This window comes from Microbacterium sp. F51-2R, assembly GCF_052180235.1.
GTDB lineage: Bacteria > Actinomycetota > Actinomycetes > Actinomycetales > Microbacteriaceae > Microbacterium.
Window position 1 is genome coordinate 1,800,639 of the sequence record NZ_CP197470.1, and the last position, 15,287, is coordinate 1,815,925.

Genomic DNA, 15,287 nt, shown 5'->3' on the forward strand with positions numbered 1-15,287 from the left:
CGAAAACGTAATCATGGCAACCGATTGCCAGACATTCCTCCAGGCGCCTTCGGCACCGGAGCCCGACCGGCGCGGGATTGCGCGCGCGAGACCGTCGCCGGCCGCGCAGGTGCCCGCCCCGCCCTGCGAGTTGCCAGTCCTTGTGGCAACTCGGCGTCGAGATGCGCGAAGTTGTGGCAACTCGGCGTCGGTGGGAACCCGACGCGTCGAGATGCGCGAAGTTGTGGCAACTCGGCGTGGGTGGCTGGCGTGGCGAGCGAGAGGCCCGCGCTGCCCGCCGGGCGAGTTGCCAGTCCTTCTGGCAACTCGGCGTCGAGATGCGCGAAGTTGTGGCAACTCGGCGTCGGTGGGCACCCGACGCGTCGAGATGCGCGAAGTTGTGGCAACTCGGCGTGGGTGGCTGGCGTGGCGAGCGAGTCGGGGGCGGAGCCCCCTAGGTCGGAATGAACGGATGCCTGGGGCCGAGGCATCCGTCCCACCACCCGCCGCGCGTCACGCGCGAGACCCCACCCGCCCTGCGAGTTGCCAGTCCTTGTGGCGACTCGGCGTCGAGATGCGCGAAGTTGTGGCAACTCGGCGTGGGTGGGCACCCGACCCGCGCCGCGCGCGGCCCCGAACTCAGCGCGGCGAGAAGGCGGCGGCCACGCGACCGACCGCGGCGACGATGCCGGGATCCGAGGCCAGCTCGCTGTCGACCAGGTCGAGCAGCGCAACGACGCCGCGCTCGCCGGTCTCCCCCGCTGCCTCGATCAGCGCGTCTCCCGCGCGGTCGGACGGCGCGCGCCCGTTCCTGACCGCCGACACCCACGCACCGAAGGCGCGGACGGATGCCTCGCCCTCGCGCCCCGCGGCGCGCTCGGCCTTCAGCACGGGGGCCAGGCGCACGCGGAGTTTCGTCGTGCCGTCCTGGCCGATCTGATCGAGCAGGTGCTGGATCCGGGCGTTGTCGAATCGGGCGAGGAGGGCAGCGCGGTACGCGGGGAGATCCAGTCCTTCCGCCGGCAGGTGCCGGACCGCCTCATCCCAGAGCTCCTCGACCCAGGATCGGAGCGTCACGTCGGCCACGGCCTCGGCGACGGTGCGATGCCCCCGGGCCGCCCCGGCGTAGGCGAGCAGGGTGTGCGCGCCGTTGAGCAGCCACAGCTTCCGGCGTTCGAAGGGGTCGATGTCGTCGACGAACCGAGCGCCGCCGCGCTCCCAGTCGGGGCGACCGCTGCGGAACTCACCCGAGAGCACCCAGTCGTGGAAAGGCTCGGTGACCACGGGGGAACGATCATGCCACCCGGTCGCCGCGGCGACGGCCGCGGCATCCGCACTGGTGGTCTTGGGGGTGATCCGGTCGATGGATGTCGAGACGAACGTGACGTGATCGGCGAGGTACTCGCGGGTCGCCGCCGCACCGGAGAGATCTGCCAGTGCGAGCATCGCGTCGCGAGCGAGCCGGCCGTTGTGCGGCAGGTTGTCGCACGACACGATCGCGAGGTCGCCGCCGCCCGCCCGCCGGCGCGCCTCGAGCGCGGCGAGCAGCCGCGCCAGCGCCGTGCGGGGCGCATCGGCGAAGTCGAAGCGTGCCGCGCCGAGATTGCGGCCCAGCCAGTGGAGATCCCCGGCGACCGCCGGATCGGCGGTATCGGGACGACCGTCGGCATCGAGCGCATAGCCGGCCTCGGTCACGGTGAGCGTGACCAGCGCGGTCGCGGGCGCGGCGACCGTGCCGACGAGCCGGTCGACCCTTGCGCCGTCCACGGCTTCGGAGATGCTCCGCACGATGCCGATCTCGTCGTGGTCGGCAGAGCGGACCACGAGCGAGTAGAGGCCGTCCTGGGCCTGGAGGTCCTCGGCGGCGCGGGGGCTGCGGCCCGTGAAGGCGACGATCCCCCACTCATCCGCATCGGTGGCGACGGAGGTGTACCACGCCTGGTGAGCACGGTGGAACGCGCCGAGCCCGAGATGGGCGATCCGCACGGGGGCGGCCTGGGCGGCTTCGCCGGTGCGCGCGGCGAGCGCGCGGCGATCGAGCGCCTCCGGCGAGCGGTGTGCGAGCGCCTCCGGCGAGCGGTGTGCGAGCGCCGCGATGGACTCGCGGGTCTCGGCGCTCACAGTTTGAACACCCGGCGAGGAAGCGCGTCGACGAGATCGACGGCGACGCTCTCCGCCCTCGACGGCGACATCCGCCCCTCGCGCACGAGCCGTGCGAGGAACGCGGAGTCGAGTCGTCTCGCCATGTCGTGACGGGCGGGTATCGACAGGAAGGCCCGCGTGTCGTCGATGAAGCCCGAGCCGCGGTAGAAGCCGGCAGTCTCGGTGACGGCCGCGCGAAAGCGCAGGACGGCGTCGGGAGCATCGAGGAACCACCAGGGAGCACCGATGAAGACGCTCGGGTAGAACCCGGCGAGCGGCGCCACTTCTCGCGAATAGACGGTCTCGTCGACCGCGAACAGCACGATGTGCAGGCCGGGTTCGAGGCCGTGACGCTCGAGGAGCGGGCGCAGGTTCGCCGTGTAGGTCGTCGTCACCGGGATGTCGTGGCCCGTGTCGGGTCCCAGTCGCGCGAACGTGGCGCTCGAGTGGTTGCGATAGACGCCGGGGTGGATGGTCATCACGAGGCCGTCGCGGGCGCTCATGCCTGCCATCCGCAGCAGCATGTTGCCCGAGAACTCGCGCGCCCCGGCGGCGTCCAGGTCGCCGGCGACCGCACGACGATAGAGGACGGATGCCTCGTCGTCGGTGAGATCGACCGTGTACGGTTCCCGCACCCCGTGGTCGGCCGACACCGCGCCGTGTGCGATGAAGTGCGCCCGTCGCGCCTCGAGGGCGGCGAGATACCCGGCGAAGTCGTCGGGCGCCGTGCCGTTCGCCTCGGTGAGACGCTCGATCCGCGCCCGGAAGTCCGGCGCGGTGGGGTCGAGGTAGGCATCCGGTCGGAAGGTCGGCAGCACGCGTCCTGCGAATGACGGATCCTCGGCGAGCTCGGCATGCACCGAGAGGTCGTCCATCGGATCATCCGTCGTCGCCAGCACCTCGATGCCGAACCGGTCGAAGAGTGCGCGGGGGCGGTAGCCCGGTTCGGCCAGCCGCGCGCTGATGGCGTCGTAGGTGGCATCCGCGTTCTCGGCGGAGGGCTCCTCGTCGAGGCCGAACAGCGTCGACAGCTCGTCGTTGAGCCAGTACCCCGAGGCCGTGCCGGCGAGAAGGTGCCAGTTCTCCGCCAGCGTCCGCCAGGCGTGAAGCGGATCCGCCGGCGCAGCGGTTCCGACGCCGAGAGTCGCGGGATCGATCCCCGCGGCGTGCAGGAGGCGAGTGACGTAATGGTCGTGCGTGAGAAGGAGGGATGCCGGATCGGAGAACGGCTCGTCGTCCCTGAGCAGACTCGGCGAGACGTGGCCATGGGGCGAGGTGATCGGCAGGTGCGCAACCGATTGATAGAGGTCCCGCGCGATGACGCGAGTCGCCGGATCGACCGGAAAAAGGCGGTCGGGGTCAAGTCGCAGCGGCATCGTCACACGCATCATTCTTCTTCCGATCGCCCCATTTGTCAATCGGTTGCCAAACCGAGCGTGGCGAATCGCCGAGTCTGCTCGGAGCAGGATTCAGTCGGCTCGTGGACCCGTCGAGCCGCGGACCACGAGATCGGTGGGCAGAAGGGTCGCGGCATCCGGCACATCTTTCGCGTCCCGCGGACCCACCCGACTCAGGAGCTGCCTGACCGCCCGCTCCCCCGCCTCGGCGAGGGGCGCATGCACGGTGGTGATGCCGGGTGAGGTGAAGTCGCTGCCGAAGATGTCGTCGAATCCGGCGATGCTCACTGCCGCGGGCACGGCGATCCCCCGCTCGGAAGCCGCCCGCAGGAGCCCGATCGCCATCAGGTCGTTGAACGCAACGACCGCGGTGACCCCCGAGGCGACCACGCGCGAGATCGCGGAGGCGCCTCCCTCGAGCGTCGGCGCCCCCGGACCGATCTCGACGATCGTCATCCCCTGACGCGGGGCCGCCTCCAGGAGCGCCTCCCACCGGCGCCCACTGATCCACGACGTGTCGGGGCCGGAGAGATACGCGACCGAGCGATGCCCGAGCTCTGCCAGATGCGCGACGAGTTGCCCGACGCCGCGTTCCACGTCGGGAAGGATCGAGGTCTGTCCCGCGACGGCGCGGTTGATGACGACGAGGGGTTTGCGTTCGGCGAGCGCGCCGATCTGCGCATCGCCCAGACGGGTGGTCGCCAGCACGAGGCCGTCCACCGCTGGCAGCACCCGCTCCACGGCGGCCGCCTCCCGCTCCCCCGACTCCTGGGACTCCGCGACGATCAGGGTGTACCCGGCCTCGGCGGCCGCGCGCTCTGCGCCGCGCACGATGCCGAAGATCACGGGGTTGGTGATGTCGGCCACTATCAGCCCGAGGGTGTTCGTCCGTCCGGTCGGCAGCGCCCGCGCGATCGGATTGACGCGGTAGTTGAGCTCCTTCGCGGCGGCGCGGATGCGCTCTTCGGTCTTCGCGTTGATCCGACCGGGCTGACTCAGCGCGCGCGAGACCGTGGACGGGTTCACGTCTGCCAGCCTCGCGATGTCGTAGATCGTGGGCGCGGTGCCCCCGCGCGCACGCTTGGGAACGCGTTCGGGGGTGGAAGCATCCTTCTCGGTCACCGTCTGCTCCCTCCTCGCGAACTCCCGTCAACGCTAGCGCGCCGGCAGCGGTGGCCCTGCGCGGCGGGCCACGCGACGTGGCAACGCCTACTCGCAGGCGAGCCCGTCGCCTTCGCCGTCCCCGTTGTTGCCCGTCCCGTTGGCGAACCAGTCGTAGATCGCCGCTTCGGCCGGGTCGTCGCGGGAGAAGGGTCCTGTCGGGTGCCCGTTCGGGTTCTTCTTGAGCTTCGTGCACGACGAGTACTGTCTCCACCACTCGTCGACGGCCGGGGGCGCCGCAGGTGCTTGCACGGCTTGCTGCTCGGCCGCGAGCCTCTCCTGCTCGGCCGCGAGCCTCTCCTGCTCGGCCGCGTCGGCCGCGGATTTGCACGCGACGGTGACGACCGAGCCATCCGGCGAGAGCGCGGCGACCTGCGCCGCGTGGTAGCCCGACTCCCTGGGGTGAGCGGGATAGCCGTCGGTGGAGTCGTATCGTGCCACCGCGAGGCCGGCCGTCAGCAGCGAGAGCGCGACGTCGACGCCGTCCGCGGTGTCGACGTACCGCAGCATCCGACCGTGCTGGTCCTCGGCGTTCTCGCCCTCGGGGAGCACGAGGACGGTCGCGTCACCGGGGCTGAGGAGCGACGAGACGAGAGCGGATGCCTCGGCATACCCGCACTCGTCACGCTCGGGCGCATCGATCCCGATGATGCGCACGGTGCCGGCGCTCGTCTCGATCGTATCGCCGTCGACCACATACTTCAGCGTGACCCCGGACTCGACGGCAGCGGTCGGCGCCGGGCCCGCATCCGTCGCCGAACCGGCCGCGCACCCGACGAGGGAACCGGCGGCCAGGAGCATCGCCGCCGTCCGAAATCCACGCATGCCGCCGAGCATAGAACCTCCTGCGGACTCTGCCCGCGAGCGACGAACGCGCCCCGGCCTGCGACGCGTCGTCGTCACCGCTTCGCACCGTGGCGTCAGGGGGTCCCGGCGCCGTCGCCCGGCGGCTCGGAGACGTCGCGGATCGCCTCGGCGAAGGCGTGCGGCGCCTCGGCCGGGAGGTGATGGCCCGCATCGGCGATCTGACGGTGCTCGCGCCATCCGGTGAACAGACGGGCGTGCTGCGATCCGTCGGTCGCGGGGAAGTTGCCGTCCGCCGTGCCGTCGAGGGTGATCGTCGGCACGCTGATGGGCGGCAGGCCGGCCAGACGTCGCTCGATGTCGGCGTAGCGGGACGCGCCCGCCGCGAGTCCGAGGCGATGCCGGTAGGAGTGGATGACGACCTCGACGTAGTCGGGATTGTCGAAAGCTGCGGCGACCCGCGCGAGCTCGTCTTCGCCGAAGGTCCACCGCGGCGAGTTCCTCCGCCAGATCACCTCGGCGATCTCGCGGCGGTTGAGCTCGAGCCCGGCCCGTCCTCTCTCGGTCGCGAAGTACCAGAAGTACCAGAAGCCGGCTTCGAGATCGGGGCGGATCGGAAGGGCGGATGCCGCGATCTCCTGGATGAGGTAGCCGTTGACCGACACGAGCCCCGCCACCCGCTCGGGCCAGAGCGCGGCGACCACGCACGCGGCGCGACCGCCCCAGTCGTATCCGGCGAGGATCGGCTGCTCGAGGTCGAGCGCGTCGAGGAACGCGAGAAGGTCGGCCCCCAGCGCGGCCTGCTGGCCCGACCGGTCGGACGCGGCATCCCGGAATCGTGTCGGGCCATGACCGCGCAGATACGGCACGAGCACGCGGTACCCCGCATCGACGAGAAGCGGGACGACGTCGGCGTAGCTGTGCACGTCGTAGGGGAAGCCGTGCAGCAGCACGACGGGTTCGGCGGCGGGGTCGCCCTCGTCGACGTAGGCGACAGACAGCTCGCCTGCCGCGACGACCTCGGTCCAAAAGGTGGGAAGAGTCATCTGCCTTCTCCATTGTGAAGCGGTGGCGCCCCGAGGACCGGAGAGTGCCCCGAGGCGCCACCACGCAGGGGGATCTCAGACCGCGACGGCCTCGAGCGAGGCGACGTACGCCTTGCCCGCCGCGGCGATCGTCGCGGCCACGACGTCGGGCCGCGAGACCGCGGTGGCGTGCGAGGCTCCCGCGATCTCGGTGGTCCCCCGCGATCCGGCGCGCTCGGCGCCGGCACGCAGGACGGCGACGGGGATGTTGCGGTCCTGGTCGCTGAAGACGTGCCACGACGGAATCTGCTTCCACGCCGGGGTCTCGGCGGTGAGCGCCTCCGAGAGCGCGGCCTGAGTCACGGGACGCTGCGTGGTGGCCATGATCTCGGTGACGTCTGCGGGCACGTCGGCGGCGAACTGGTCGTGGAACAGCTCCGGACGGATGACGAACTCGGCGCCGCCGCCGGTCACGGGGTAGGCGGCCAGTGCATCGCCGAGCGTGCTCCCCGGCGCGCTGGTCGAGAGGTCGAACGCGCTCTGGCCGGTGCCGGGCACGAACGCGTTGACGTAGACAAGTGCGACCACGCGGTCGTTGTCGGCTGCGGCCTGGGTGATCACCATGCCGGCGTAGGAGTGGCCGACGAGGACGACGGGGCCCTCGACGGAGGCGATGACGTCGCGGATGTACGCGGCGTCGCCGGCGAGGCTCCGCAGCGGGTTGGCCGCGGCGATCGCACGGACGCCGTGCTCGTGCAGGCGCGCGATCACGCCGTTCCACGAGGCGGACTCGGCGAACGCGCCGTGGACGAGGACGATGGTGGGCTTCTGGTCGGTCATAGTCTCTTCCTTCATGCGGTGTGGGGTCACGCGTCGGGGAAGGTGTGCGCGAGTCCCTGCCCGGAACACGCGCAACGCGCTCGACGGCGGCCGTGGCCGGCTGACCGACCATGCAAGGAAAGACCGGGAACGACGGCGGAGTGTGACAGCCCGCGCGATCAGCTGGAGCTGGTTCCGCCGAAAGACAGCTCGTTCCCGTCGGGATCCCGGTAGACGACCTTGCGCATGCCTTCGGCATACCGCTCGATGCGGAGCGGCTCGACACTCCGCTCGGCGATCTCTGCCACCTTCGCATCGATGTCGTCGACCATGATCATGCTGAGTGATCCGCCGGCCCGGCCGGGGAGCACCTCGAAGTACACGAAGCAGTGAGGACCGACTTCCCAGACGGCCTCGCGATCGTTCGGGTGGAAGCTGGGCTCAACGCCCAGCACCTGCCTGTACCACTCCAGCGCGCGCCCGTAGTCGACGACAGGGAAGCCCGCGAACAGGTCGACCATGGCCGTGATCCTAGCCCCGCTCCCCCGCCGGCCGCTCGCGATGCGTGGGGGTCGCAGGGAGCTTCGGGGCGCGCGGAGATTCCCGGCCCCTCAGTCTGTGCGGACGAGGAGCTCGCCGATCTCGCAGTCGAGTGCGCGGCAGATCGCCGAGAGCGTGGAATACCGGATCGCCCGGGCATGGTCGTTCTTGAGGATCGAGAGGTTGACGATCGACACGCCGACCAGCCGCGACAGCTCCGTCAGTGTCATCTCGCGTTCGGCGAGCAGCTCATCGAGGCGGCAGTGCACTCCGCTCGGACCATCGTCGGGTGCGGGGGTCATACGAGAAGATCCGTGTCGCGCTGGATGCGCGTGCCGATCTGGAACGCCATGGCGACCAGCAGCAGCCCGCACGCCCACCCGATGGGCGACAGGTCGAGGGCGAGCGCGAAGTACCCCAGAGACTCGCTCGCGCCCTCCGCGCTCACGCCCGTGACTTCCCGGGCGCCGAGATAGTCCGTCACGGCTGCGCGACCGAAAGCGCCCGCCACCTGGCTGCCGATACCGGCGACCATGATCGCGATCGCGGCGACGCCGATCGCGTGCGGGATCGCCCGCGTGAACGGGCGCTCCCGGATGATGACGATCGCGAGCCATGCCACGGCGATGCTGATCGCGAGTGCAGCCAGACCCGGGAGGGTCTCCTGCAGGACGAGCAGCCACCGGGCTCCGTCGGGCATGCCCGAAACATCCAGCCACGCGGACTGGTAGCCGCTGCCGGCGATGTTCTCGACCACCTCGAGCCCCGGGATCGGGGAGCCGGTGTACGGCATGTCGTCGACCCGGAGGGGGTTCGCGGTCAGTCCCTGGACGGTGAGGACGACGAGGCTGACGGCCGACAGGAGCCCCGTCAGCATGGCTGCCGCTCCGACGAACGACACCGTGTACGACTCGAACCGCGTCAGGCCGCCCGATCCGCGCGCGGGTGCGCGCCGCGCGATCGCCACCGCGACGATGATCGCGGTGGCGACCGCGAGAGGGATGACGATCCAGGCCATGAACTCCCAGGGCGGCATTGCAGCTCCTCGCTTTAACGATATTCGTTGTTAACGAAGAACGTTATAGCGGCCCCGGGGCACGGTCAAGGCTCGTCATCCGCCCACCGTGTCACCGTCGTCACCGGCGGGCGGTCACGCCGCGGTCATGCCCGGGTCGCGACCGCCGGCTCATCGACGGGCGACCCGTTCGCACGGTCGGGCGTGATGGCGCGGTCACGCGTGATGGCGCGGCCGAGGGCGAGGAAGAGCAGCACCATGGCAGCGGTGAGGAGCATGTGGCCCGTGCCCGCGATGCCCGCGATCATCTTGCTGGACTCCTGGCCGAGGACGGTGAGGCTGCCGTGCCAGACGAGCATGGCGGAAGTGAGGATCACACCGGCGTTGTAGAGCCAGAAGAACCAGCCGAACAGCCGGCTGCGCGAGAGCGTGAAGACCTTCTCGAGGACGAGGACGATCAGCAGCACGATGAAGCCGAGCGTGAGCAGGTGCGTGTGGGCGAGGCCGAGCTGCGTGAACTGCCCCTCGGGGAAGTCGTTGAGCTTGGTGAACTCGCGGTAGAAGAGGCCGGAGAGCACTCCGACGATCATGTAGGCGAACGAGGCGTAGAACAGGCGACGCATGGGGGATTCCTTTCGATGTCACCTTCCACGCTCCCCGCAGCAGCCCACCGGCGGATCGTCCGAAGGATGGAGATCGCGGCGATCGCGACTGCTCAGAGGATGCCGCTCTCCCGCGCTGCAGCGACCGCACGTGAGCGACTGTCGACGCCGAGCTTCTCGAAGACATGCACGAGGTGGGTCTTCACGGTCGCCTCGGTGACGAACAGCGACTTGGCGATCTCGCGGTTGGATGCGCCTGTCTCGAGCAGTCGCAGCACTTCGAGCTCGCGTTCGGTGAGCTTCACCCGCGGCGCGCGCATGACCTGCACCATGCGGGCGGTCAGCGCCGGCGACAGCACCAGCTGTCCGGCCGCGGCACTGCGGATCGCGGCGAGGATCTCGTCCGTCGGAGCATCCTTCAGGAGGTAGCCGGCAGCGCCGGCCTCCACCGCCCCGAGGATCTGGGCATCGCGGTCGAAGGTGGTGAGGATCACCACGGCAGGCGCCGGGTCGAGCTCGCGGAGCCGGCGCGTCGTCTCGACGCCGTCGATTCCCTCTCCGAGGCGCAGATCGCACAGCACGACATCCGGATGAAGATACCGGGCGAGCGCGACGGCCTCCTCTCCGGTGGCAGCCTCGCCCACCACCTCCACATCGCTGGCGGCCGAGAACAGCGACCGCATCCCCGCGCGCACGATCGGGTGGTCGTCCACGAGCATCACGCGCGGTGCGGTCATCACGCCCCTCCGTTCGACGTGATGGGTACGGATGCCGACAGCGCGACGCCGTCACCCGGGGCGCTCTCGACGTCCAGGTCACCGCCTAGCTCCCGCAGTCGAGCGCGCATCGCGCGCAGCCCGTAGCCCGAGCCGTCGGGCCGGCGTGGCCGGCGCGCGGCCCATCCCGTGGCGTCGAACCCCGTGCCGTCGTCGACGATATCGAGGCGGATGCTGTCACCGGCATCCGCGATCGTGATGACCACACGAGTCGCGCCGGCGTGCAGCCGTACGTTCGCGAGCGCCGACTGCGCCGTACGCAGCAGTGCCACTTCGGCGGCCATCGAAAGAGCCGGGAGACTCTCGTCGATGTGCAGGTCGGTGCGGATGCTGGTCTCCTCCTGGAGCTTCGCCAGCATCCGCCGCAGCGCGTCGCCCAGGGCCGAGCCCTCCAGCTCCGCGGGCGTCATCGCGTTCACGATGCGGCGCGCGTCGACGAGTCCGTCACGAGCGAGCTGATCGATCTGCCCGAGCGCAGCCGGCATCTCGCCCGGCGGCGCCGTCTGCGCGGCGCGCGCGAGCATGCCGATCGACGACAGCGACTGAGCGACGGTGTCGTGGATGTCGCGAGACACCCGCACGCGCTCGATACCCGCGCCCGACTCGCGCTGCGTGCGGGCCAGTTCGTCCTGCAGCTGCGCCGTCTCCTCCTGCGCGGCGACGAGCGAGGCGATCAGCCGCCGCCTCTCACGCCCGTCGCGCACCAGTTCGAGATATCCACGCGAGATGCCGAAGGCGAACACTCCCCCGACGAGAGGTCCGATGACGTTGGCGTAGGTGGTGGATCCGGTGTGCATGAGCGGCGCACCGACCACCACGATCAGGATGACGGCGCTGAAGCCGATCGCCCACGGCAGGCGCAGGATGAATCCGGCGAGCAACCACAGCGGGAACGCCAGCCAGACGAACTCGGCCGAGACCGCGACCGTCCCTACCCAGATGAGCGCGAGCCCGGCGAGCCACCACGTCGCGAGAACGGGGTCGCGGGTGCGGCCCGCCAGGATCAGACCGCCGAAGTACCACCCTGCGAAGATGAGTCCCAGTGACAGCGCCCAGGGCGCCGGGGTGCCGTCCGCCACCGCGCGGAGGGTCGCTATCACGAGGAGCACCATCGTGATGACCGACTGGCCGAGCCGGATCGACCAGCTCACGCGCTCGCCGTCCTCACGACGCCCCGGCTCATGGCGTCTCGGCGAGGGCGGGTTGGGGCGCGGCATCCTCTGATTCTTCCTCTCCCGATCGTCCCGCGGGGGCCGCCGGACGGCTCGGCCACCACATCCGGTCGCCCACGAGCGAGAACAGCGACGGCACCACCAGGGTGCGCACCACCAAGGTGTCGACGAGCACGCCGATGCCGACGATCAATCCGATCTGACCGAGCGTGACCAACGGCAGAAGACCCAGTGCCGCGAAGACGGCGGCGAGCACGATACCCGCGCTCGTGATCACCCCGCCCGTCGCCGCGAGCGCTGCCACCATCCCCTCGCGGGTTCCCGAAGTGCGCGCCTCGGCGCGCGCGCGATGCACGAGGAAGATCGTGTAGTCGACCCCGAGCGCCACGAGGAACAGGAACGACAGCAGCGGCACCTGCAGGTCCAACGCGTCCCAGCCGAACAGGACGCGCCCGACCCACGCACCCGCGCCGATCGCGGCGACGGCGCTGAGCGTGTTGACCGCGAGCAGCAGGACCGGCGCAACGAGGGCGCGCAGCAGCACGAGCAGCACGAGGAAGGTCGTGAGCAGGATCAGCGGGGCGATCACGAGGACGTCCCGGAGGTTCCCGTCCCGCGCGTCGACGTCGGCCGCGCCCTGTCCGCCCACAAGCGCGTCTGCGCCGGCCACGGCATGCACGGCGTCCCGCAGCTCGCTCACGAGCGCGCGGCTCTCAGGGGTTCCGGGCGTGGGCTCGCCCACCACCGACAGGCGCACGAGGTCACCGTCCGCACTCGTGGCCGAGGTCGTCACGCGCACGACACCCGACACCGATTCGACGGCATCCGTCACCGCCTTCGCCTCCGCTTCTCGCGAGACGATCACGAACGGCTGCGCCTGACCCGCGTCGAAATGCTCGCCGAGCGTCTCGAGGCCCGCGGCCGACTCCGACGCGACGCGGAACTTCTCGACCTGGCTGAGCCCGATCGACGTGCCGAACAGTCCCGCCGCCATGACGGCCAGCAATGCGATCCCGCCGATGAGCGGCACGAGAGGACGACGCACGACACGAGACGCGACGGTCTGCCAGATCCTGCTTCGCGGCGCCGTCTGCTCGCCCGCGCGTGGCGCGAAGGGCCAGAACACGCCGCGCCCGCAGACGGCGAGCGCGGGCGGCAGCACGAACAGCACCGCCGCGAGGACGATCACGAGACCGAGCGCGCACGCGATGCCCAGCCCGCGCGTGCCCGGGATGGTCGCGAGGACCAGCGTGAGAAGCGACAGCACGACCGTCACATTGGAGGCGACGATCGCCGGCGCAGTGCCCCGCCATGCCGCCGCGAGCGCCCGCCGGTGATCGGGCTCGACCGCGAGGATCTCGCGGTAGCGCGAGATCAGCAGCAAGGCGTAGTTGGTGCCCGCTCCGAACACGAGCACACTCACGATGCCCGTGTCGAACTGCAGGCCGAGCGCCCCGCCGAGGGCCACGGTGACCTTGCTCGCCGCCTGGTCGGCGATCGCCACCACCACGAGGGGGAAGAGCCACAGGATCGGAGAACGGTAGGTGAAGACGAGCAGCACGGCCACGATCCCGATCGTCACGAGAAGAAGCGTGAAGTCGGCGCCGTCGAACGCCGAGGCGACATCGACGCCGAACGCGGGGCCGCCCGTGACGTGAAGCGTCACTCCGTCGATGGTCCGGTCGCCGACGACCTCGCGCACCTTCTCGACGAGAGCCCGATCGGCGCCGGCGTCGTCGTCCGAGACCGGCGCGGTCACCTGCACGACCGCGGCCCGTCCGTCGTCGCTCGGGAAGGGGCCGAGCACGCGCGCGCCCTCCAACTCGCCGAGATCAGCGACCAGCGTCGTGAGCTGCGCGGCCTGCGAGTCGCTGAGCGTCGAATCGTCGGCGGTCGAGGCCACCACGATCAGCATCCGGTCGTCGGCGTCGGGGAACTGCGCGGCAAGCGCGGCGACGCGCGCCGACTCCGAGTCGGGCGGCGCGGTCTGATTCGACGCGGTCATGGATGCCCGCCCGAACCCGCCGATGAGGGCGACGAGAACGAGGACGCCGACGACGAGCCAGACCCACGCGCCCCGGCGCGAGGTCAGCGAACGGGAGAGGGATTCTGAGAAGGAACGCACCCACCCATCCCAGCCGCGGCTTCGTGCGGAGGAATCAGTCCTCCTGTCGACCCGCGTCTCCATCGAAAGGATGAGAGGGGTCGGGCGACCCGTTGCTCGCCGGCGGCTGGCCGCGCATGACCCGGGCCCTGCGCCCCCGCGAGGAAGGGGTCGCGTGTGGCTGCTTAGCCGCGGCGGTACCAGCCACAAGCGCCCCCGAAGTGCCCGCCCCCCCGAAAACGGAGACGCGTGTGGCTGCTACCCCGCGCCCACACCAACCACAAGCGTCCCCGAACAGGCCACCCTCGAAAGAGGCCCGGCGACGCTCGCCGGTTCGGCCGTCACACGAGGGCGGCGAGGAACTCGACCTGCGCCTGCCACTGGTAGGTGTGGCCGCCCTCGTGCTCGTTGAACGGGTAGACCTCGATCGCCTTCGGTCCTGCGTAGTGGTTGTACGCGGCATACACGGTCGAGGGAGGACAGATCGGGTCGAGCAGGCCGACGGAGAAGAGCGCCGGAGCAGACGCCCGCATCGCGAAGGAGACCCCGTCGAAATACGAGAGTGTGTCGAACACGCGGTCCTCCGCCCCCCGATGGATCGACAGATACCGCACGACCTCCTGATAGGGATCGTTATCGGTGAAGCCGACGGCACGGCGGAAATCGCACAGGAAGGGGACGTCCGGCATGGCGGCGATCAGTCCGTCACTCAGCGCCGCGGCGGCCAGCGTGATGCCCCCTCCCTGGCTGCCGCCGCACACGGCGACGCGTTCCGGATCGACGCGGTCGAGGGTTCGCACGGCGTCGATCGCACGGACCGCATCCGTGAACACGCGGCGGTAGTAGTAGTCGGCCGGCGACTCGATCCCCCGCGTCATGAAGCCGCTGAAGGAGGGGCCGGTGCCGTGCGGGTCGGGGGTGTCGCCACCGGATCCCCAGGCCGATCCCTGCCCACGCGTGTCCATCAACATGTAGGCGTACCCGCATGAGACCCACCCGAGGCGTTCGCTCGGGAGGCCCCGCCCACCGCCGTAGCCGTTGTATTCGACGACAGCCGGCAAGCGCCCCGTGGACCCGGCCGGCACGAGGAACCATGCCTTGATCGGGTCGCCGGCGTAGCCGGGGAAGGTCATGTCGAAGACCTCGACCGTGGTCAACGGACTCGGCACCCGGTGGACGACCACAGGCGCCTCGACCGCGCGAGCGTCAGCCAGGGTGCTGCGCCAGAACTCGTCGAAGTCGTCGGGGACCGACACCTCGGGCGCATAGGCCTGCAGTTCGGCGAGAGGGAGATCGAGTCTCGGCAACGCTGCTCCTCACGAAGACCACCGCGCAGACCGGTTCGATCTGGGCAGACGGAAAAGTCTACTTCGCCAAGTCCGAGGCGAGGTCGGGGCCATAGCGGAACTTCTCGCGCGGCGGTCGCTCGTAGTCGTCGGGCCCAGCCGCTCGGGGATCGACACCTTCTCCGGCTTCATCCGCTTGTACGGGACGCTGTCGAGCAGATGATTGATCGATGCTTCTTCGATGTCATCTCGTGGTGGCCCGCCTGCTCGCGTCGCTGATCTTCACAGATCGATTGCCGACCCGTCTGTGGGCCGCGCTGACGACACCAAGGAGACACCGGGCGATGGCGGTCGGGGGCGAGAACGTCCACACGCCGGTGCGCGAGGCGCGCAGGGAGACGCGCGGTGGTCGGCGTCTCGTCCCCGGTGGGTGGCGCAGCAGCGCCCCACCCGCCGTCAGCCCTT

Annotated in this window: 14 protein-coding genes; all 14 read right to left on the reverse strand. The window is 70.4% G+C overall.

All coding sequences use genetic code 11. From position 1 onward, the window contains the following. Positions 1-618: 618 nt before the first annotated feature. The 14 genes from ACSBPH_RS08090 to ACSBPH_RS08155 all read right to left on the reverse strand — a co-directional run bounded on the left by ACSBPH_RS08090 (position 619) and on the right by ACSBPH_RS08155 (position 14,843). Complete coding sequence (locus ACSBPH_RS08090) at positions 619-2,100, reverse strand: mannitol dehydrogenase family protein (protein ID WP_442577077.1); 1,482 nt, start codon at positions 2,098-2,100, stop codon at positions 619-621. Continuing rightward, complete coding sequence (gene uxaC, locus ACSBPH_RS08095; RefSeq protein ID WP_442577266.1) at positions 2,097-3,497, reverse strand: glucuronate isomerase; 1,401 nt, start codon at positions 3,495-3,497, stop codon at positions 2,097-2,099. Before uxaC ends, ACSBPH_RS08090 begins: the two co-directional genes overlap by 4 nt. A gap of 93 nt (positions 3,498-3,590) precedes the next feature. Further along, a complete protein-coding gene (locus ACSBPH_RS08100; protein ID WP_442577078.1) occupies positions 3,591-4,640 on the reverse strand; it encodes a LacI family DNA-binding transcriptional regulator in 1,050 nt (349 codons plus the stop codon). Positions 4,641-4,727: 87 nt separating this feature from the next. Then, positions 4,728-5,504 carry a thermonuclease family protein gene (locus ACSBPH_RS08105; protein WP_442577079.1) on the reverse strand — a complete coding sequence of 259 codons (777 nt, stop codon included), beginning with the start codon at positions 5,502-5,504 and terminating at the stop codon, positions 4,728-4,730. A 95-nt stretch (positions 5,505-5,599) separates the two neighbouring features. Next, a complete protein-coding gene (locus tag ACSBPH_RS08110) occupies positions 5,600-6,529 on the reverse strand; it encodes an alpha/beta fold hydrolase (RefSeq protein WP_442577080.1) in 930 nt (309 codons plus the stop codon). A 75-nt stretch (positions 6,530-6,604) separates the two neighbouring features. Next, the gene (locus ACSBPH_RS08115; protein ID WP_442577081.1) at positions 6,605-7,348 is read right to left on the reverse strand and encodes an alpha/beta fold hydrolase; all 744 of its coding nucleotides are present in this window, start codon (positions 7,346-7,348) and stop codon (positions 6,605-6,607) included. A 158-nt stretch (positions 7,349-7,506) separates the two neighbouring features. Next, a complete protein-coding gene (locus ACSBPH_RS08120) occupies positions 7,507-7,848 on the reverse strand; it encodes a VOC family protein (protein WP_442577082.1) in 342 nt (113 codons plus the stop codon). Positions 7,849-7,938: 90 nt separating this feature from the next. Further along, positions 7,939-8,169, reverse strand: a complete 231-nt coding sequence (locus ACSBPH_RS08125; RefSeq protein WP_442577083.1) for a helix-turn-helix domain-containing protein — start codon at positions 8,167-8,169, stop codon at positions 7,939-7,941. Beyond that, positions 8,166-8,903: a hypothetical protein gene (locus ACSBPH_RS08130; protein ID WP_442577084.1), complete on the reverse strand. Its 738-nt coding sequence runs from the start codon at positions 8,901-8,903 to the stop codon at positions 8,166-8,168. Before ACSBPH_RS08130 ends, ACSBPH_RS08125 begins: the two co-directional genes overlap by 4 nt. 125 nt (positions 8,904-9,028) lie before the next feature. Beyond that, entirely contained in the window at positions 9,029-9,505 is a 477-nt protein-coding gene (locus ACSBPH_RS08135; RefSeq protein WP_442577085.1) for a DUF2871 domain-containing protein, read from the reverse strand. 92 nt (positions 9,506-9,597) lie between these two features. Beyond that, on the reverse strand, positions 9,598-10,221 hold the full coding sequence (locus ACSBPH_RS08140; protein ID WP_442577086.1) for a response regulator: 624 nt from the start codon (positions 10,219-10,221) through the stop codon (positions 9,598-9,600). Next, entirely contained in the window at positions 10,221-11,477 is a 1,257-nt protein-coding gene (locus ACSBPH_RS08145) for a sensor histidine kinase (RefSeq protein WP_442577087.1), read from the reverse strand. Before ACSBPH_RS08145 ends, ACSBPH_RS08140 begins: the two co-directional genes overlap by 1 nt. Next, entirely contained in the window at positions 11,440-13,557 is a 2,118-nt protein-coding gene (locus ACSBPH_RS08150; RefSeq protein ID WP_442577088.1) for an MMPL family transporter, read from the reverse strand. The genes ACSBPH_RS08145 and ACSBPH_RS08150 overlap by 38 nt, the downstream gene beginning before the upstream one ends. Before the next feature lie 320 nt (positions 13,558-13,877). Next, positions 13,878-14,843 (reverse strand): acetylxylan esterase, encoded by a 966-nt coding sequence (locus tag ACSBPH_RS08155; protein WP_442577089.1) that lies wholly within the window; start codon positions 14,841-14,843, stop codon positions 13,878-13,880. Positions 14,844-15,287 lie beyond the last annotated feature (444 nt).